The sequence below is a fragment of the Marivibrio sp. genome (assembly GCF_040218065.1).
Taxonomy (GTDB): Bacteria; Pseudomonadota; Alphaproteobacteria; order UBA8366; family Aestuariispiraceae; genus Marivibrio.
In genome coordinates this window covers 500323-520397 of record NZ_JAVJQE010000008.1, presented here as the reverse complement: position 1 = coordinate 520397, position 20075 = coordinate 500323, and the positions used below count along the sequence as shown (strand labels likewise).

The 20075-nt window shown below is 70.6% G+C and carries 13 protein-coding genes; 7 read left to right on the top strand and 6 right to left on the bottom strand.

Annotated elements, in window-relative coordinates:
* Nucleotides 1–86: 86 nt before the first annotated feature.
* On the bottom strand, nt 87–2150 hold the full coding sequence (locus RIB45_RS08745; RefSeq protein WP_350049864.1) for a TolC family outer membrane protein: 2064 nt from the start codon (nt 2148–2150) through the stop codon (nt 87–89).
* Nucleotides 2151–2597: 447 nt separating this feature from the next.
* On the opposite strand from RIB45_RS08745, the gene RIB45_RS08740 reads away from it, so the two are divergent.
* The 4 genes from RIB45_RS08740 (at nt 2598) to RIB45_RS08725 (ending at nt 5864) form a co-directional block, all read left to right on the top strand.
* Nucleotides 2598–3407, top strand: coding sequence for an ABC transporter ATP-binding protein (locus RIB45_RS08740; RefSeq protein ID WP_350049863.1), 810 nt, complete (start codon nt 2598–2600; stop codon nt 3405–3407).
* A 122-nt stretch (nt 3408–3529) separates the two neighbouring features.
* Nucleotides 3530–4306, top strand: a complete 777-nt coding sequence (aotJ, locus tag RIB45_RS08735; protein WP_350049862.1) for an L-arginine-binding protein AotJ — start codon at nt 3530–3532, stop codon at nt 4304–4306.
* A 125-nt stretch (nt 4307–4431) separates the two neighbouring features.
* The gene (locus RIB45_RS08730; RefSeq protein WP_350049861.1) at nt 4432–5121 is read left to right on the top strand and encodes an ABC transporter permease; all 690 of its coding nucleotides are present in this window, start codon (nt 4432–4434) and stop codon (nt 5119–5121) included.
* A gap of 14 nt (nt 5122–5135) precedes the next feature.
* Nucleotides 5136–5864, top strand: coding sequence for an ABC transporter permease (locus RIB45_RS08725; RefSeq protein WP_350049860.1), 729 nt, complete (start codon nt 5136–5138; stop codon nt 5862–5864).
* A 55-nt stretch (nt 5865–5919) separates the two neighbouring features.
* Here the strand turns inward: RIB45_RS08725 and RIB45_RS08720 are convergent, their stop codons facing one another.
* Complete coding sequence (locus RIB45_RS08720; protein ID WP_350049859.1) at nt 5920–7077, bottom strand: succinylglutamate desuccinylase/aspartoacylase family protein; 1158 nt, start codon at nt 7075–7077, stop codon at nt 5920–5922.
* Nucleotides 7078–7202: 125 nt separating this feature from the next.
* Between RIB45_RS08720 and RIB45_RS08715 the strand changes: the two genes are divergently transcribed.
* On the top strand, nt 7203–8759 hold the full coding sequence (locus tag RIB45_RS08715; RefSeq protein WP_350049858.1) for a gamma-glutamyltransferase: 1557 nt from the start codon (nt 7203–7205) through the stop codon (nt 8757–8759).
* Nucleotides 8750–9523, top strand: coding sequence for a sulfite exporter TauE/SafE family protein (locus RIB45_RS08710; protein ID WP_350049857.1), 774 nt, complete (start codon nt 8750–8752; stop codon nt 9521–9523). The genes RIB45_RS08715 and RIB45_RS08710 overlap by 10 nt, the downstream gene beginning before the upstream one ends.
* Before the next feature lie 109 nt (nt 9524–9632).
* On the opposite strand, the gene RIB45_RS08705 is transcribed toward RIB45_RS08710, so the two are convergent.
* On the bottom strand, nt 9633–10535 hold the full coding sequence (locus tag RIB45_RS08705; RefSeq protein ID WP_350049856.1) for a LysR substrate-binding domain-containing protein: 903 nt from the start codon (nt 10533–10535) through the stop codon (nt 9633–9635).
* A gap of 117 nt (nt 10536–10652) precedes the next feature.
* Between RIB45_RS08705 and RIB45_RS08700 the strand changes: the two genes are divergently transcribed.
* Nucleotides 10653–11882, top strand: coding sequence for an aromatic ring-hydroxylating oxygenase subunit alpha (locus tag RIB45_RS08700; RefSeq protein ID WP_350049855.1), 1230 nt, complete (start codon nt 10653–10655; stop codon nt 11880–11882).
* 172 nt (nt 11883–12054) lie between these two features.
* On the opposite strand, the gene RIB45_RS08695 is transcribed toward RIB45_RS08700, so the two are convergent.
* From RIB45_RS08695 to RIB45_RS08685, 3 genes are read right to left on the bottom strand one after another with little or no spacing between them, the layout of a single operon-like run.
* Entirely contained in the window at nt 12055–14064 is a 2010-nt protein-coding gene (locus RIB45_RS08695; RefSeq protein ID WP_350049854.1) for an adenylate/guanylate cyclase domain-containing protein, read from the bottom strand.
* On the bottom strand, nt 14061–15335 hold the full coding sequence (locus tag RIB45_RS08690) for an amino acid ABC transporter substrate-binding protein (protein ID WP_350049853.1): 1275 nt from the start codon (nt 15333–15335) through the stop codon (nt 14061–14063). Before RIB45_RS08690 ends, RIB45_RS08695 begins: the two co-directional genes overlap by 4 nt.
* On the bottom strand, nt 15332–20002 hold the full coding sequence (locus RIB45_RS08685) for an nSTAND1 domain-containing NTPase (protein WP_350049852.1): 4671 nt from the start codon (nt 20000–20002) through the stop codon (nt 15332–15334). The genes RIB45_RS08690 and RIB45_RS08685 overlap by 4 nt, the downstream gene beginning before the upstream one ends.
* Nucleotides 20003–20075: the final 73 nt, after the last annotated feature.

The following is a 20075-nucleotide window of genomic DNA, read 5'->3' as shown; positions in this document are numbered from 1 at the left end:
CAAGAGAAAGAGGAGCCCGGCCGCATCGATTCGACCATCGGACGCGTCGGCGCCCGTTTGCGGGGCGCCGCCGCAGTCTTGGCCGCTCACTCCGTGAACAGTCCGTACGGAGCCGCGGGCGCTTGACGAACCGGCGCGGCGCGGACGGCGGCCTCCGCCTTCTCTCGCCCGCTCCTAAGCGCGCCGGCGCCCGGTACGTCTGCGCCCTCCTCATCCGGGCCCGCCATGACGTGCAGGCGCGAGGCGGGACCGTCGGCCGCCGGATGTTTCGACGGTGCGTCGGGAAGTCGTGGGCCGCCGCCTCCCAGGGCCGTGAACTGCGCGGCGTCCGCCTCGCTGACCCGACGCAACGGCGCAACGTCCGGGAAGCTCTCCTCCATCGGCGCGCCCTGGGCGCTCGGGTCCAGCGGCGCGTTCGGATCCAATGGCGCGTTCGGATCGAGCGGAAGGCTCGGATCCAACGGAGCGGACGGGTCGAGCGGAGCGGACGGGTCGAGCGGGGCGGACGGGTCGAGCGGCGCCGAGGGGTCCACCGTCGACGCCCCCTCCCCCCCGCCGCTCGGATCAAGCGGCGCAGAGGGATCAAGCGGCGCAGAGGGATCGAGCGGCGCAGAGGGATCGAGAGGCGCGGAAGGATCGAGCGGCGCGGAGGGGTCGAGCGCCGCCCCCGGTTCGGTGAAGACAGGCGGGGCTGGCAACCCGCCGGCGGCGTCCGGCGACAGCGTCGGGTCGCCGCCCTGGCCCACGCCTCCCTCTTCAGGCGGCGCCTCCAGCTGACGCTCTAGATTGATTTGGTCCGGCGGCGTGGGATCGAGGCCGGTGCGCCCGTCGCCCAACTGCGGCACGTCAAGCGCCGCCAGAAGCACGCCGCCCGTCGCCAGAATGCGGTAGACCGAAAAAAGCTCCGTGAACTCGGAACTCACCAAATTCCCGCGCGCCAGAAAGTACTCGTTTTCAGAATCCAGCAATTCCAGAAGATTGCGCCCGCCAAGATCGAATTGCTGACGGTAGGTCTGGCGCACGCGGTCGTTCGCCTCGACTTCCCGGCGCTGCGCGCGCAGCCGATCGCGTGCGGCGGTCAGCGCATTCCAGGCCAAACGCATTTCCTCTTCGGTGAGCCGCATCGCCCGATTGTGGCGCTGCCGGGACTCCGCGATGCGATGCACCAGCTCCTGGCGTCGATTGACGTCGCGCCCGCCGTTGAAGAGATTGTAGTTGAGCCGCAACAGCGCCGACGCCCCGTAGTCGGCTCCGCGCGAGCCCTCCAGGTTCCGACTGGTCTCGCCCGAAATCTCAAGATTGACGCTCGGCATGAAGGCCGACTTCGAGGCCTTGTAGTCTTCCCGCGCTGTATCGAGATCGGCGCGGGTGACCGCGATCGTCGGATTGTTGCGCAACGCGATCTCCACCGCGCCGTCCAAGCTTTTCGGCAAGGACCAAAGCGGAGGTTGCGGCCGGAACAGCTCGCTCGGGCTTTCGCCGATGACGCGCACGTAGGTCGCGTCCGCGTCGCGCAGACGCGCCTCCGCTTCGGTCAAGGTGCTCTCCGCGGCCGCGAGGCGCGACTGCGCCTGCTGGATGTCGGCGACGGTGGCTGCGCCGCCGGCCGCCTTCGCCTCGACGAGTTCCAGCGTCTGCTCGTGGCTGCGCACGTTATCCTCGGCGATCGCCACGAGTTCCCGCTGCCGCAGGCTTTCCAGGTAGGCTTCGATGGCGTCCAGGCCGACGAACTCCGCCGTCTCCCGCACCCGACGCGAGGCCGAGACGACCCGGCTTTCCTGGCGCGAGACATCCGCGTCGGTGGCGAAGCCGTCGAAGATCGGCTGGGTCAGGGTCAGGCTCGACTCCCAGCGCGGCATGCGCACGGAGTCCGCGTCGCCGCCCGCCTTGGACCGCCCGCGGGTCGAGCGGTCGTCCGTCCACTCGTAGCCGCTCGACGCCTGGAAATCGACGGAGGGATAGTAGCCGCCCTCCGCCTGCTCCAACTCGTACTCAACAGCGCGCTTGTTCTCGGCGACGATGCCGACGTCGGGGTTGGTCTGCAGGGCGCTTCGGACGGCGTCGCTCAATTCGATCGCCCACGCCCCGGGCGCCGCGATCAGGACGGCCCAGGCCGCGCCTCCCGCGAGCAGCCGGGCGCGGCGTCGCACAATGCGGCGCGCCGCCCGCCTGACCAGACGACCGGTCGCCGCAAAACCGCGGACTCCGTATCGGTCCTCGCTCGTCACGGTCTCGGACCTACCCAGGCTCTCGCGGCCTCGGCCGCGCAGGGTTCCTATCAGCTGAGCCAAGCGCCCGCCAAACCTCGTGAGCGCGCTCTCTCCCACGGCAACATATAGTATAGACCACCATATACCCGCCAGGAAAAACCGGACGAAAAGAGCATGCTGAGAAGAACAAGCCGTGATTCGGCGCCGCAACGCAATGCGCTTGCGTCCGTTTCGGCATACCACTACGGTTTCGTTTGTATGACAGGGACGATGCGGGTCCGATCGGGGGGGACTCGCGCCGCTTAGCTCACCGGCCGACGCGCAGACGCGCACAGGATCGGCGCCAATGACGGGAGCGCGGCGAAGCCAGGGGGCTTGGAGCCACTGATGGATGGGGTGAGCCCGACCGGGGGCGGAGCCGGACCCGTCGCCGATCAGACGGTGCTGGCGGTCGACGACCTGCACAAGAGCTTCGGCGAGATCGAGGTGCTGAAAGGCGTCTCTTTGACCGCGCGGCGCGGCGACGTGATGGCCATGCTCGGCTCGTCGGGCTCGGGCAAGAGCACGTTTCTGCGGTGCCTCAATCTGCTGGAGACTCCGAACGCCGGTCAGGTGTCCGTCAACGGCGAAACCATTCGGATGACCGAAAAGCGCGGCCAACCCGTCCCGGCCGATCCCAAGCAGGTGCAGCGCATCCGCACCCAGCTCGCCATGGTGTTCCAGAGCTTCAATCTCTGGGCTCACATGACGGTTTTGGAGAATGTGATCGAAGCGCCGGTCCACGTCCTGGGCGTTCCGAAGAAACAGGCGCTGGAACGCGCGGAGGCGCTGCTCAACAAGGTCGGCATTTGGGAGCGCCGCGACTACTATCCCGCCCACATGTCCGGCGGCCAGCAGCAGCGCGCGGCGATCGCGCGCGCGCTGGCCATGGAGCCGTCGGCGCTGCTGTTCGACGAGCCGACATCCGCCCTCGATCCGGAGCTGGTGGGCGAGGTCTTGACCGTGATGCGAGATTTGGCGGAAGAAGGCCGTACGATGATCGTTGTCACGCACGAAATGGGCTTCGCCCGCGACGTCGCCTCGGAGGTCGTCTTCCTCCACCAGGGGCGCGTCGAGGAGCGGGGGCCGCCGGATGAGGTTTTCAGCAATCCGCGCTCAGACCGGTTTCGGCAGTTTCTCGCCCGCACCCGCGAGTGAGGGAGGAGCGGCCGAACGAGGGAGAACCGGCGCGACGCCGGATCAAACCACGGGCGACAAGGAGGCGGGACGCTTGGTTCCCGCGCCGTCCGCCGCCCCGATAAACGAGGAGAGTGAGCACCATGCGTTTCCCGAAATTCACCGCCGCCCTGGCCGCGGGCGTGATGGCCCTCGGCGTTTCGGCCGCCTCCGCGCAGGACACGCTGCGCATCGGCGTCGAAGGGGCCTATCCTCCGTTCTCGGAGAAGACCGCCTCCGGCGAACTGGTCGGCTTCGACATCGACATCGCCAACGCGCTCTGCGCCGAGATGAATGTCGAGTGCACGCTCGTCGAGCAGGACTGGGACGGCATCATTCCCGCCCTGCAGGCGAAGAAGTACGACGCCATCATCGCCTCCATGTCGATCACGCCGGATCGCCAGAAGGTCGTCGACTTCACCAACAAGTACTATCAGACCCCCGCCAAGTTCGCCGCCGAGGAAGGCGTGGACTGGGCGGACACGCCCGAAGGGCTGGCCGGCAAGACGATCGGCGTGCAGCGCGGCACGATTCATGACGATTACGTCAGCGCGCTCTACACCGACTCGGAGATCAAGCGCTACGCCACCCAGGACGAGGCCTATCTCGACCTGCAGGCCGGTCGCGTCGACGCCATTCTGGCCGACTCGATCGCCGTTTCGGACGGCTTCCTGAAGACCGAGGCCGGCGAGGGCTACGCCTTCTTCGGCGGCGATCACACCGATCCGCAGTATTTCGGCGAAGGCGCCGGCATCGCGGTGCGCAAGGGCGAGGACGAGCTGCGTCAGAAGTTGAACGACGCGATCGCCGCGATCCGCGAGGACGGGACCTACAAGGAAATCAACGACAAGTACTTCGAGTTCGACATCTACGGCGGCTGAACGGCCGACCGGTCGAGGACCGAGTGACGCGTTGACGGGGCCCGCCGTCTCGTCCGACCGGATGTCGGATCGGGCGGCGGGCCTTCCTGTTTCGGATCAAGCCGCGGCTTGAGGAGGCCCATGCGATGGAAAGCGTCTGGGAATATCGCTGGAACCTGCTGGACGGCGTCCTGGTGACGATCGAGGTGGCGATCGCCTCGGTCCTGATCTCGGTGCTGCTGGGCCTGCTGGGCGCGTGGGGCAAGCTGTCGGGGGCGCGCGTCCCCGGCGTGATCGCCGAGGCCTACACCACCGTGATCCGCGGCGTGCCGGACCTCGTGCTCATGCTGCTGATCTTCTTCGGCGGTCAGCTGCTGCTGAACGATCTGGGCGAACTCACCTCGCTATGGACCTATGTCGAGGTCAATCCCTTCATGGCCGGGGTGCTGACCATCGGCTTCATCTTCGGCGCCTACATGACGGAGACCTTCCGCGGCGCCTTCCTCTCCATCCCGAAGGGACAGATCGAGGCCGCGGTCGCCTGCGGCATGACGCCGAGCCTGACCTTCCGGCGGGTGATCTGGCCGCAGCTGGTGCGCTACGCGCTGCCCTCCTTCACCAACAATTGGCTGGTGCTGTTGAAGACGACGGCGCTGGTCAGCGTCATCGGCCTTCAGGACGTCGTCTACAACGCCAACGCCGGCGGCAAGGCGACGCAGGAGCCGTTCATGTTCTTCTTCGCGGTGCTGATCATCTATCTGGTGCTGACCGCGATCTCCGATTGGGGCCTCAACCGCCTCGATCGCAAATACTCCGCCGGCGTGCGGCGGGCCTGAGGGGGAGACGCAAGATGGATCTCGCCCTCGTCTTCGAGAATTGGGACTTCTTCCTGACCGGCGTCATCAACACGGTGCTGCTGGTCGCGATCGCGCTGGCGATCGGCTTCGTCCTGTCGGTCCCGCTGTCGCTGGCCCGCGCCTACCGCCATCCGGTGTGGAACCCGATCGTCTGGGCCTACACCTATTTCTTCCGCGGCACGCCGCTGCTGGTGCAGCTCTATCTGCTCTATTACGGGCTCAGCCAGTTCGAGGCGGTGCGCGACAGCGTCTTCTGGGTGGTCCTGAAGGACGCCTGGTGGTGCGCGCTGATCGCCTTCGTGCTCAACACCACCGCTTACACGACCGAGATCTTCCGCGGCGCGATCGAAGCGACCCCCTGGGGCGAGGTGGAGGCCGCGAAGGCCGCCGGCATGGCGCCCTGGACGCGGGTCCGCCGCATCATCATGCCGAGCGCGCTGCGCCGCGCGCTGCCCGCCTACGGCAACGAAGTGATCTTCATGCTGCACGGCTCGGTCGTCGCCTCGACCATCACGGTGATCGACATCCTGGGCGCGGGCCGCGTGGTGAACGCGAAATACTACGTCACCTGGGAAGGCTTCATCTCGGCCGCCGTGCTCTACGGGGTGCTGGTCTTCGGCATCACTCGGATCTTCAAGGCGCTCGAGCGCCGCTACCACGCCCATCTGCGCCCGCGCGAGACCGCCCCCGCCAAGACGCCCGCGCCGCAGCCGGCGGCGTAGGGGCGCGTCTTGTTTCTCCCTCTCCCCTTATGAAAGGGGCGAGGGGCGCCGGCTTCTAATCCTCCAACAACGCCCCCAGCTTGCGGTAGGAGAGCGGCTCGCGCCCCGCGACCTTGGCGATGCGGTCGCCGGGCTGGACCAAGCGGTGTTCGTTGAAGGCGAAGAGGCGGCCGGTCTGCTGCGTCGTCACCTCGGTGCGCGCCGCGCCGGGCTCGGCGGCCGGGTCGATGACGACGGCGACGACCTCGCCCGCCTGCACGGTCGCGCCCAGCGGCTTCAGATAGCAGGCGAGGCCTGCGACCGGCGCGTTGAGCGTGTCGACCGCATCCAGGCGGTAACCGACCGGCGTCGCGGCGGGCGCAGGGCCGGCGCGATCGGCCGCGGCCGGCGTCGTCGCGCCGACCCGCGCCAGGAAGCGCAGCAGCCCGGCCGCGTCGCGCGCCCCCAGTTCGTCGGAGACGTCCCCCTTTCCGCGCAACTCCACTGTCGCGCCGAAGCAGGCGACGGGCAGTCTCTCCGCGCCGGGGACGTCGTGCTCCTTCAGGCGCCACCAGAGCTCCACCGGCGCGGTGTCGAAGGCGCCGCCGCCGGCCTCCTCCTCCAGCAGCGCGACCTCGATCCCGAGATCCTCGGCCAGGCCCATCGCCGTCTCGCGGCGGGCTTCGTTGGCGTAGAGATGAAGCTCCGCCTCGCCGTCGCAGTGGAGGTCGAGGACGTGATCGGCGTCCGCAGAAAGGCCCATGAGGGTGCGGCGCAGCTCCATCATCGGGGTGCGGCTCGGCAGGTCGGCGACGGCGGCGCGGATCGCGCCGCGCACGCGCTCCACGTCGGCTTCGGCCTCGCCCGACAGCGGGCCGTTCAGGCGTTGGGCGATCAGCGGCGCCAAATCCGCCCAATCGCGGTTGTAGTTGCCGGAGCCGTCATAGGCGTAGCGCCCGACGATCCCGCCGCCGTAGCGCGCGTCCATGCCGAGCGGGTTGGCGTAGGGGACGACGATGATCTCTCCCTGGATCTCCCCGGCCGCGTCGGCGGCGTCGAGCAGCGGCAGCAGATGATGGATCGCCATCAGGCCCGGCCACTCGTCGGCGTGCAGCGACGCCTGGATATAGACCTTCGGGCGCCCGCCGGGCGCGCCGTATCGATGCACCATAAGATGGCGGGCCACGCCGGGCGTGGGGGAGGCGAGGGGCAGACGCTCGGTCTGGCGGGGCATGGGGACCTCTTCCAAGCTGGTCGCTGTTGCCGGGACGCAAGCATTACGCCCGGCCCTATGGACGCGCAAGGGCGCGCGCGGCTATGGTCCGCCGCCTGAGCTGACGGGTTCGAGGAAACTGAGGGATGAGCGGACGAGGCGGCGCGGTCGCAGCCGGCGATCCGGCGACGGCCGCTGCGGCGGCCGAAGTCCTGGCTGCGGGCGGAAGCGCCTGCGACGCGGCGCTGGCCGGAATGTTGGCGGCCTGCGTGGCGGAGCCGGTCTTGTGCTCGCTGGGCGGCGGCGGCTTCCTGCTGTCCGCCCCGGCGGACGGGGACGCGCCGCGGATCTTCGATTTCTTCTGTCAGACCCCGGGCGGCAAGCGGCCGCAGTCGGACCTAGACTTTCGCGAGATCGTCGCCGATTTCGGGACGGCGACCCAGGCGTTCCACATCGGCCGGGCGGCGGCCGCCGTGCCGGGGATCCCCGCAGGCTTGTTCGCCGTGCACGCTGCGCGCGGGCGCCTGCCCTTGCGCGAGATCGCGGCGCCGGCGATCCGCCTCGCCCGGGAGGGCCATCCGATCGGGCCCTTCCAGGCGCTTTTGATGCGCGTCGTCTCGCCCATCATGCTGGCGAGCGACGAGGCCCGCGCCCTGATGGCCGACGCGCATGAGCCCGGCGCGACCAAGCGCGAAGGCGCTGTGCGCCGCCTGCCCGCCTTCGCCGACGCGGTGGAGACGATGGTCGCCGAAGGCCCGCGCTGGTTCTATGAGGGCGAACCGGCCGCCGCGATCGCCGACCAGGCGCGCGACGGCGGCCTGTTGACCCGCGCCGACATGGCCGCATACGCCGCGCAAACGCGGGCGCCGCTGGAAGCGCGCGCGCTGGGGGCGCGGGCGCTGACCAACCCGGCGCCGTCCGCGGGCGGCGCGCTGATCGCCGCACAGCTGGCGGTCATCGAGCGGCTGGCCCCAGGGCGCGCCGATCTGCTGAGCGCCGTCGCCGGGGCGATGGGCGCGGCGGTCGAAGGCCGCGCGGAAAGCGGCCTGACCGGGGCCGAGGATCTGCAGGCGATCGAGAGCGCGGCCGAGCGCCTCTTGGCCCCGGCGACGCTGGACCGACTGGCGGGGCGCGCGCGCAAGATCGGCGGGACGACGCATATCTCCGTCGTCGACGCCGCGGGCGACCTGGCCGCCCTGTCGCTGTCAAACGGCGAAGGCAACGGCGAGATCATCCCCGGCGCCGAGCAGATGATGAACAACATGCTGGGCGAAGAGGACCTGAATCCCCGCGGCTTCTTCCAATGGCGCGAGGGGGAGCGGATCGCCTCGATGATGGCGCCGACGGCGCTACTGACCGACGACGGCCGGCGCGTGGCGCTGGGCAGCGGCGGGTCGAACCGCATCCGCTCCGCGATCTTTCACACGGCCGTGCGGCTTCTGGCGGAGGATTTGCCGCTTGAGGCTGCGATCGCCGCGCCGCGCCTGCATGTCGAGGGAGAGCGGCTTGAGATCGAAGGCGGCTTCCGCGACGAGGAGGCGACAGCCCTCGCCGCGCTTTGGCCGGACCACCGCCTGTGGCCAGAGCGAAACGTCTTCTTCGGGGGCGTCCACGGGGCTGAGATCGACGCCGCCGGCGCGATCAGCGCGGCCGGCGATCCGCGCCGCGGCGGCGTCGGCGAGGTGGTTCCCGGATGGAGTTGATCGAGGATCCGCTGTTCTACGCGGTCGCCATTCCGGCGGTGATGATCGCCGGGATCTCCAAGGGCGGCTTCGGCGGCGGCCTCGGCATCGTCGCGGTGCCTACGATGGCGTTAGTGATCGGGCCGATCGAAGCGGCGGCGATCATGCTGCCGATCCTGTGCGCGATGGACGTGTTCGGGCTGATCGCCTACCGACGGACGGCGGATTGGACGAACCTGGCGCGCCTGCTGCCCGGCGCGATCGCCGGGATCGTCGTCGGCGCGCTGACCTTCAGGCTGTTCGACGCGGATGCGGTGCGGCTCACGATCGGGCTGATCGCCGTGCTGTTCACGCTGCAGCATTGGACGGGTTTCGGTCCGCGCAGGGCGGACGGCGCGCCGCCCCGCCCAAGCTGGTTGAAGGGAAGCGGCTTCGGCGGCGTCGCCGGCTTTACCAGCTTCGTGGCCCACGCGGGCGGCCCGCCGGTGCAGTTCTACATGCTGCCGCAGCGGATCGACAAAACCCTCTATGTCGGAACCACCGTCTGGTTCTTCTTCGCCGTCAACGCCGCAAAGCTCGTCCCCTATTCGATGCTGGGGCTGTTCTCGGCGGAGAATCTGGGCACGTCGCTCGCGCTCGCCCCGCTGGCGCCGCTGGGGATCTGGGCCGGGGTGCGGTTGCACCGGCTGGTGAGCCAGCAGGTCTTCTACCGCATCGCCTACGGGCTGTTGTTCCTGACGGGGCTGAAGCTCTGTTGGGACGGGGCGGCGGCGCTGGTGGGGTGATCGACGTCTCGCTTGCGGACTGCGCGCCGCCGCGCGCCACCCGGCATCCTCGGTGCAACGCGTCGCGACGATCCTCCGGCGAAGACCGCGCCTCCCTCCACCCGCCCCTTCATTGCGCCGCCGCCTCGGTCAGCCAGGCCTGCAGCAATTGCGCTTCCGCGCTCAACGGACGATCGGCGCGGCGGACCAGGAAGTAGGCGCCCGGCGAGGGGATCTCGTGCTCGGTCAGGCGCAGCAGGCGACCGGCCTCCACCAACCCGCTGATCATCGAATGCCAGCCGAGCAGCGCCCCCTGCCCGTCCAACGCCGCCTCCACCGCGATGGCGTAGGAGTTGATGCGGTTGAGCCTGAGCGGCCGGGCCGGCGCGCCCGCCGTGCGCATCCAGTCCGGCCAGCCGAGCCAGCCCTCCTCGCGCACCGCGCCGATGTCGATGAGCGGCGCGGCCGCGAGATCGTCGAGCGTGCGCAACGGCCCGCGCTCGAAGGCGAACTCGGGGGAGGCCACGGGGTAGATTCGGTCCGCGAACAGCATCTGACTCTCCAGGCCCGGCCACTGGCCCTGCCCGAAACGCACCGCCAAATCGACGCGCTGCTGCGTCAGATCGATCATGAAATCGGAGATCACGTGATGCAGTTGGAACTCCGGATAGCGGCGCCAGAAATCATGGAGGCGCGGGACCAACCAGAAGCGCGCCACCGCGGCCGTCGAGCCGATCGTCACATCCTCCTCCGCCGCGCCGCGCAGCGCGCGCGCCGCGCCGGCGATCCCGGCGAAACCGGCGGCGACCGCGTCGAAAAAGGCCTCCCCCGCCTCGGTCAATTCCACCCGGCGATGGAGACGACGGAATAGAGGCCGCCCGAACCATTCCTCCAGCCGACGGACCTGTCGGCTGATCGCCGCAGGGGTGACGTTCAACTCCCCCGCCGCCTGCTTGAAGCTGAGCCGGCGCGCGGCCGCCTCGAAAGCGGCGACGGCGGAAAGCGGCGGCAGATCGTGCGGACTTTTTGACATTACTTGAAGTTACCTGATGGATAGGAATTTGTCAGCTTTACGGCGCCCGGGATTCGGCGCGAAAGTTCGCGCTTGAGCTCAAGGCTCATGCAGGATCCAGCGGAAGGGAGCGCAGCCGTGACCGATCTCTCGCAGCACCCGACATCGGCCCTTTCGGATAAGGCGGCGTCACTTATACCGGCGCTCCACCGCGTCGCCGCGGACGGCAGCGCCATCGGCCTGCCCAACCCCTGCTACACCGACGCCGAGGTGACGGCGCTCGAGCGCGACACGGTCTTCGGCAAGCATTGGGCGGGTCTCGGCTTCACCGCCGACATCGCCAAACCGGGCGATTGTCATCCCCTCGACTTTCTCGGCCAGCCCTTGTTGATGGTGCGCGACAAGCAGGGGCGCGCGCGCGTCTTCCACAATGTCTGCCGCCATCGCGGCATGCTGCTGGTGGAGAAGGCCGGACCGAGCAAGGGCGTGCTGCGCTGCCGCTATCACAGCTGGGCCTACGATCTGGAGGGGCGCTTGAAGCGCACTCCCTATGTCGGCGGCCCGCAGCAGGACAGCCATCCCGACTTCGACCCCAGCTGCTACGGGCTGATGGAGGTGCGCGCGCATGAATGGCTCGGCGTCATCTGGATCAATCTGGACGGAAAGGCCCCGCCGTTCGAGGAGGCGAACGCCAAGATCCTCCATCGCTGGCGCGAGTTCGCGAACGCGCCGCTCGTCCATACGGGCGACGACTGCCGCCTGACCTTCGCGCTCGAGACCAACTGGAAGCTCGCGATCGAGAATTATTGCGAGGCCTATCACCTGCCCTGGGTCCATCCGGCGCTCAACAGCTATTCGCGGATCGAGGACCACTACAACATCGTCGAACCGGGGAATTTCTCCGGGCAGGGCTCGAGCGTCTACAATCCGCTCCTTTCCCACGACGGCGTGAAGTTCCCGGCGTTGCCGGACTTGTCCGAGATGTGGGAGACGGGCGCGGAGTACGTGTCGCTGTTCCCCAATGTGATGCTCGGCGTGCATCGCGACCACAGTTTCGCGATTGTAGTGCTCCCGGACGGTCCGACCCAATGCCGGGAGCGGCTGTCGCTTTATTATTTCGACGAGGCGGTGCGCGACCCCTCCTACGCCGAGCTGCGCGCCGTCAACCAGCGCACCTGGTCCCAGGTCTTCGTCGAGGACGTCTTCGCGGTCGAAGGCATGCAGAAAGGCCGGGCCTCGCCCGGCTTCGACGGCGGCGTCTTCACGCCCGTGATGGACCCGCCGACCCGCTGCTTCCACGTCTGGGCGGCGCAGACCATGCTGGACGGGCCGCGACCCGGGCGGGAGATGGCGGCCGCGGCGGAGTAGCGACCCAGGATTTCTCCTTTCCCGTCATTGGAGACGGTCGGGTAGCGGATGGGCGCGCCGCCAAGGCGCGCGTCGACCAGCCCTCTCGGCGCTTTCCCGCCCAGGCGACGCTGACGCATCGCCCCCTCCAACCTTCCCTCGTCGAAGGAAAAAGCTTTCAGGGCCAGCCCCGCTAACGCCCCCGCAAGCTATAGACCTTTTGCTTTCCGAATTTCTTGGCGAGCGCCATGTCGCCGACATACTCGACCCGCCAGGGGCGGCCCGCGCCGCCCGCCGTCTCACCCTGCTGCACCGCCTCTGCCGCCAGCAGCGCGGTGAACTGCTCTGAGCAATAGACTTGGCCCGGCACCGTCACCGGCTCGATTCGCGCGGCGCGGTTGACGTGGCCGCCGTAGAAGTTGGGCCGTCCGGTCAGCGGATCGGTCTCGCGATAGGCGGGTCCGGCGTGCAGCGCGATGCGCAGGTCCAGCGCCGCGGCGGGACCGGTCAGCTTGGCGCGCGCCTCCAAGATCGCCGCCTGCAGGGCGAGCGCGTAGCGCGCCATCTCCTCGGCCGTGTCGGTGACGGCGAAGATCGCGTCGCCCCACGTGTTGAGGAAGACAGGCGTCGGCGCGCCCGTCATCGCGTCGGCGACATGCGTGAGGAAGCGCACGAAATCCGGCACATGCTCCTCGTCGATCTTGGAAAAGCCGACCACATCGGCGAAGAGCATCGCCTGGATGCGCCGCCGTCCGGTGTGCGTGTCGTCCTCCGAGGGCGGCGGCGCCTCCATCAGCCGTGCGATCAGCGCCTCGTCGTCCGGCGCGTCGCCGCCGGGCGCGCGCAGCGCGGTCAGGTTCACCATGCGAAGCCGTCCGGTCGGCGCCCACAAGGCGGCCATGTCGGCGGTGCCGCCGACGATGCGCGTCGGCGTCCCGTCCCACAACGCGACCAGATAAGGCTGGGCGCCCAGCAGTTCCGCGCGCAGCTCCGCCATGCCTTCCATCACCTGCGCGCCGTAGCGGAACAGCACGTCGTCCCCCAGATGCTTCTCGGTCGTCGCGTAGGAGACGGTGTCGGCGATCTTCAGCAAATTCTCGAAGCGCGCGACCCAGCGCTCCCCCGCCGCGGCGACCGAGGCGGCGACGAAGTCCGGCTTGGCGAAAGGCAGCACGATGTTGACCTCCGCCCCGCGCTCGGCCAGCGCCTCAAGGAACAGGATGTCGCCGCCGCTGGCCGCGGCCGAGTAGCCGATGCGACAGTCGATCGCCTCCAGCTCGGCCGCGATCGCCGCCTTCGCCGCCGCTTCCAGAGGCGCGGGAAAGCGCGGGCTGGCGCGATCCGGCGCGTCGATCATATGCCCCGTGAAGAGCGCGATCACCGGCGGCTTTACAGCCGCCAGCAACGCCGCAGGGACGCTGAGCCCGGCGTCGGCCAGCTGCTCCAAGCGCGCGCGCAGAGCGGCGGCCGCGCCGCGTTCCGGCGGATGGGCGGCGAGCGCCGCCTCGGCGCGCCCGACCTCGCCGGCGATCAACAAAGCCTCCAACCGCGCCTCATCCGTCGCGCTCGGGTCGGCGACGGCCTGGGCGGCGAACTCCGCGGCGCGCGCCCTTTCGCCCGCGAGATAGGCGGCAACCGCCGCTTCCGCCGCCAGATCGGCGCGTCGGGTCAGCCGCACGCCGTCGGCCAGCACGTCGGCGGCGGCCGCCAGGTTCTCAGCTCCGCCGTCACGGCGCCAAAGCGCAAGATGCAGCCGGCCGAGCAGCAGGAAGGTCTCGCCCTCGGCCGCGCCGGTTCGGCCGCGGCCCAGCTCGGCGAAGGCGCCGGCCAGGCCCGCGACCGCGTCCAACGCCTCATCCGAAGGCGCGGCGCTCGGCTCCGCCGCGCGCAAGACGTCGGCCAGTCGATCGTAGGCGGCGCGGACCTTCGGATTGCGCCGCACCAGCGCGCCCTCCAGGGGTTCCGCCAGCCGGCGCGCCTCGCCAAGCGCCCCCGCGCGCAGCGCCGCTTCCGCGGCCAGGCGGCGCAGCGCGGGATCATGCGCGAACCGCTCCAATCCGGTGCGGGCCAGATCGTGGGCGACGAAATACTGTCCGTCCGCGATCAGCGCGGCGACCGCGCCCTCGAACTCGCCGGCCTCATAGGCGGTCGGGTCGACGCCCGCCCCCGCCAGCAGCGCAAGCCGCCCCGCTTCGCTCATCATTCGTCCCCCTTCATCTCGGCGCTCTCGGCGCGGCCGCGCTCCGCCCAGGGCGGCGCGGGATAGGTCGTTTTCCCCCACGCCCAGCGGGCGGGAGCCACGACGGGAAACCGCCCGTCGTCGATCTGCGTGAACAGCATCGGCTTGGCGATGTTGCGCCCGGCCGCGTCGAAACGCACCTCGCCGAAGAGCGTTTGCAGGTCGGTCGCCCGCAGGGCCGCGCGCACGGCCGATCGGTCCAGCGCGCCGGCCCGCTCGATCGCGTCGACCAGCACCAGGACCGCCGCGCTGGACTGGGCGGCCTGATAGCTGACGGGGCGGCCCGTCGCCTCTTCGTAGAAGAAGGCGTATTCGTTCGCCGTGCCGAACCAGCGATCGCGGTAGCTGAGGAAGCGCTCCCACTGCGTGCCGCAGACGAGGTAGGCGCTCGCCTCCGGCGCCAGGTCGGCCAAGGCGGCGGGATTGCAGTGGGTCATCGCCGTCATCGGCAGATAGCGCCGGCCCGCGTAGAGCGCCTCGGCCGCGGCCGTCGAGCCGGCGGAAAAGCCGGAAAGCAGCAACGCGTCCGGCCGCTCGGCCGCCGCGCGCGCCAGCGCGTCGCCCATATTCGAGAGATCGTCGGCCAAGGTCAGGTCGGCCGCGACCCCCATCCCCCAGCGCGCCAGGGCGTCCAACACCCCGGCCCGGATCTCCTGAGTGCCGGGGTTGCTGAGGAACACAAGCGCGACGCTCGCCTCGCTCGGGTCGCGTCCGCTCGTCAGCAGTTCGCGCCCCAGCAGATCGACGGCGCCCGCCAGATAGTCGCGACTGACCGACAGCACGGCGAAGACGTTCTCACGTCCCTGATCGAACAGGAAGCTCGCAGTGCCGTTGGAGATCATGATCGGCGCGCCGGCCGCCTCCGCCTCCGCGGCCGCCGCTTCCGACAGACCGGAGCTGTAAGGGCCGAGGAGGAAGTCGACGCCGTCCTCGCTCAGCAGCGCGCGGGTCGCCTGGGCGGCGCCGTCCGGCTGCGACCCGTCGTCGCGCAGGGTCAATGAGAAGACGGCTCGACGCCCGTCGGAAAGCGCGACGCCGCCGGCTCGATTGACGGTCTCGACCGCCAGCCGGTAGCCGGCGATCACGTCCTGCGAGATCTCGGCGAAGCGTCCCGACTCAGAGATCGCGGCGCCGAGCGCTACGGTCGTCGTTTCCTGCGCCGCGACCGGGGCCGCAACCGGCGTCGCGGGCGCGAGAAGGCAGAGCGCCGCCAGGGCGCGCAGCGCGCGTTTCATCCCGCGTCCTCCACATCCAGGAACCAGCGCGCGCGCTCAGTCGGCGACAGCGGCCGACCGCGCAAGGCGCGCGCGTGATCGACCAGGCTTTGCGCATCCGGCATCAGCGGCGTCCAGTAGAGCGTCCCGTCGACGCCGCCGGCGGCGGCGGCGCGCCCGTCCGGGGCCAACGCGGCTTCCGCGAGGGGCTCGCCGCTCGCAAGCGGTCGCGCCAGGGCGACGCCGCTGGAGCGATCCCACAGGCGCAGCGTGCCGTCGGCGCCGGCGGTCAGCAGGCGCTCGCTCGGGCGCGCCGGGGAGAGGGCCTCGACCGCGCCGTCATGGCCGGCGAACGCCGTCAACGGATAGCCGGTGCGCGCGTCCCACAGACGCACGAGACCGCTTTCTCCGCCCGCCGCCAACGCCCGGCCGTCCGCCGTGAAGGCCAGGTGATGGACCGCCGCCCTATCGGCTTCGAGCTTCGCCAGAGCCCGCCCGTCGGCCGTGTCCCAGAGCGCGACCGTTCCGTCCGCGAAGGCCGCGGCCGCCATCCCGCCGTCGGGAGAGAAGGCGACCCGCGTCGCCGCGGCAGCGCTTGGCGCGGCGAGAGCGCGCGCGGTCCAATCGGCGTCCCGACTCCACAGGCTTACGCCGGCCGCGCCGCCGGCGGCGGCCAACAACCCGCCGTCGTCGCTCCACGCGAGATCCGTCACGATCCCCGCTCCTGCGCCGGTCTCAAGCGTGCGCAGCAACGCGCCTGTGCCGACGTCGTAGAGCCGCACGCGTCCGTCATCCGCTCCGGTCGCCGCGATCGCCCCGTCCGGCGCAAAGGCGAGCGCCCGAACGTCGTCTTCAGGCCCGTAAAGCACGGCGGCCGGCGCGCCGTCCGCCGCCCGCCACAAGCGCGTGCGGCCGTCGCGTCCGGCGGTGGCCAGAAGCGCGCCGTCCGGCGAGAAGGCGAGCGCCCGCACGCGCCCGGCATGGCCGCGCAGACGCCAAAGCCCCGTCGGCGGGCCGGCCGCCGCCCGCCGCCACACCGCCACCTCGCCGCGCCAATCGGCTGCCGCCAGGCGCTCACCGCGCGGATCAAAGGCCATCCGGTCCACCCGATCGCTCATCCGGGCGAAGGGCTGCGCGGCGCCGATCGGAGCGTCGCCCCGCAGACCGCGCGGCGCGACCGGCCAGAGCGCGACCGCGCCGCTCGTCTCGCCGGTGGCGACGGACCGGCCGTCGGGCGTCAAAGCGGCGGTCCTCAGCGGCGCGCCGATCTGCAAGCTGGCCAGCGGCGCGCCGTCGGCGGCGCGCCAAAGACGTGCGGCGCCGTCCGCACGCGCCGTCATGACCAGCGCGCCCGCCGGATCGAAGCCGCCGGCGACGACCGCCGCGCCGCCGCCGTCCAGTATCGCGGTTTGGCGGCCGACGGCCGGATCCCAAAGCGCCGCATTGCCCGCGCGATCGCCGGTCAAAAGCCGCTCGCCGTCAGGGCTGAAGACAAGGGTCGCAATCGCAGCGCCGCGCCCCGGGAGGCGCACAGAAAGCGCGCCCGACGTCGCCTCCAGCAGCACGATCGAGCCGTCGCGGCCGCCGACGGCCGCCCGCGCGCCGTCTTGATCGACCGCCAACGCCGTCGCCGCCGAAAGCCGAAGATCGATCGTCCGCGCCGGTCGTTGGCCGGCCTGCAGGATCGCTCCGCCGTCCCAGCCTACGGCGATCCATCCGCCGCCAGGCAGCGCCGCAAGACCCGACAGACGGCCAAGGCCGGTCTCCGCGCGCGCAAGGGCGGCCCCGCTCGACGCGTCGTGCGCTGCGACCGCGCCGTCCCAGCCGGCGCTCAAAACCTGCGCGCCGTCGGCGCTGTAGACCAGCGCGGCCACCGGCCCGTCATGCGCCGGCGCCTCCGCGGTCCTGGCCCCGTCAGCCGCGCGCCAGAAATGCAGGCGCCCGTCGGCCCCGGCCCCGACCAGCGATCGACCGTCCGGCGCGACGGCCGCCGCCGTGGCGCGTACGCCGCCGGTCTCCAGCCGAAAGATCGGACGCCCGTCGATCCCTGCGCTGGCCGCGTTCCAAAGACCGACGCTTCCGTCTGCGGAAACGCTGGCCATGCGCGTTCGGTCGGCGGAGAAGACGAACGTCTCGACGGCGCCCGCATGCCCGGCCAGCCGCTGCGGGGCGCGGCGATTGGCCAAAACGTGATAGAGCGCCGCCTCCGCTTCCGGCGCGTAGGGCCTGTCCGGCCGCGCCATGGAGCGCGGCAGCGCCGCCAGCGCCAATTCAAGCGCTGTGCGGGATCGCCCGGCGTCGGCCAGATCGCGACTGACGCGCGACAGGAACAGCGATTGCTTCACCAGCGCGCGGTCGGTCTGCTTCTCCGCCCGCTCCAGCGACACCTCGGCCGCCAGCCGCGCCGCGTCGGTGCGCCGCGCTTGATAGGCCGTCTCGTCGGCGAGCCGCAGAGCCTCGGCGCGCGCCGCCTCGGCTTCGGCCGCGCGGCTCTCTGCGACGGCGCGCTGCGCCTCCGCGGCGCGTTGACCCGTGACCCCGAGCCAACCGCCGACGCCGGCGCCGAGCGCCAGCACGGCCATCCCCGCCGCCAGCAGACGGGTGCGCTTCAGCGTGCGGCGTTGGGCGGCCTCCTCGGCCGTGCGCCGCCGCTGAAACGCGTCGTAGGACGCCTCGATGAAGGCGATCGTCGCCTCGTCGAGATCCTCGGCGCGCAGGCGCAAGAGATCGCGCGCTTCGAACAACGGCTTGCCTTCGGGCAGCAGCAGCTCGACGCTTTCCGCCTCCTCGCGCCAATGGGCCGCCTGATCGGCCAGCCGGGCGCGCAGACGCAGGAACTCCTTGTCCGCCTCAAGCCACAGCGCGAGACGCGGCCAGCGCGTCAACAGCGCCTCATGCGCGACGCGGATGTGCGGCTGGCCGCCGTCGCCGTCGACGACCAGCAGGCGCGCCTCGACGAAAGCGTCCACCAGGCCCCGGCGCGCGGCGTCGTCGCCGATCGCCTCGGCCAGCGTCGGTCGCCGCGCGGTCGGCCGGTCCTCCTCCCCCTTCGCCAGGGTCACGAGACGGCGCAGCAGCGGGTTCAGCGCCTCCTGCACCGACGGGTCGAGGGCGCTGAAGACGTCTTCGGCGCGCTTTGCAAGCGCCCCCTCCAGTCCGCCTAGCGCGTCGTAGGCGGCGAAGGTGAGATAGCCGTCCTCGGTCCGGGCCGCGAACAGCTCGTCCAGCACGAAACTCATCAAAGGCAGCGCGCCGGGATCCTTCGCAGCGGCCGCCTGCAGGGTTTCGTCCAGCCGTTCCTCGCGCTTGGGGTCGAATTCGAAACGAAGCCCGGCCGCCCGCGCCGGCTGGCGGATCATCTGACCGATCTCGGAGAAGTCGGGCGGCAGAAGGTGCACCTGGCCTTCGCCGTCCATCAGGCCCGCCAATGTACGGTGATCGGCGGTGCGGTGATAGAAGTCGTCGCGCATCGTGGCGATGACGTAGACGAGGCCGCTGCGCGCGAGCGCGTCGATCAGATCGACGAAGCGCGCGGCGCTTTCGGCGGACAAGGCCTCGGTGGTGAAGAGCTCCTCCGTCTGGTCGACGGTCAGGATCAGCCGCGCGATCGGAGGTTTCGTCAACCGCTCCGCCCTCGCCGTCGTCTCCGCCGCCTGGTCGAGCGCTGCGCGGACCGGCGCGACGACGGCGTCGGGCGCCCGGGCGATCAGCTTGGCCAGGGCCGCGCGCTCGAAGCCGGAGCGGGCAAGCTCCGGAAGCGCCGTCTCCGCGAGCAGCGCGTCGGCGAGGCCTTCGGCCGCGTCGCCGCCCCCGTCGCTGGGCCGCACCGTCGCGCGACGCCACAGGCCGACGCCGTCGATCACGCCGGGCTGGCAGACCGTCGGCACAAGGCCTGCGCGGACGAGGGACGACTTGCCGCCCCCGGACGCGCCCAGCACCATCACGAAGGCCCGACCGCGCGCGGCTTGCGCGACAAGCGCGTCCTTCACCTCGCCGATCGCGCGCGTGCGTCCGAAGAAGACTGGCGCATGTTCATACTGAAAGGCCGCGAGACCGCGGAACGGCGAGCCGCGGGTCCAGGTGACCGCCGGCGCGCCCTCGTCTTCCGAGAGACGCTGCGGCGCCTTGGCGCGCATCAGGCGGCGGAGATGCTCTTCGGCCATCTCCTCGAAGCGGTCGGGCGTCTCGAAGGGGTGGAAGGCGCTCTTGAAGCCGCTTGAATGGCTGCCGAACCACTTCTCGAGAAAGCCGTCGAGCTTCTTCTTCTGCTGCAGGCGCTCGATCAGCGCATCCTCGTCCGACATGTCGGAGACGGGCGGCGCGGTCTTCTTGTAGACCAGGATGTCGGGCTTGCCGGAGGCGCGGAAGGACTCCAGCGCATCCTCGAACTCCCACTCCGTGCCGCTGTCGTAGCGGCTGCCGTCGGCGCGGTGGAACTGGTCCGGCAGGCGGGTTCCCAGGCGCGACCACAGGATGCAGACCATCACGTCCGCGTCGGAGGGCTTCTCGATCTCCTCCTGAAAATGGGCGCTGGCCCGCAGCGGCTCATGCTCCCAAAGGATCGGTTCGATCTGCAGGAATCCGCCGAATTCGCCCTGCAGGCGCTCAAGAATGCGCGCGCAGATCAACCGCTCCTGGCCCACGTCGCCGGGCGAGGAGATGAAGACTTTGACCGCGCGTCGGCTCATCGCATCCACAAACCCCGGGCGGGCGCCGACACGCCTGCGCCGGCGCCGCCCTCCCCCATGTCAGGCGGGCAGC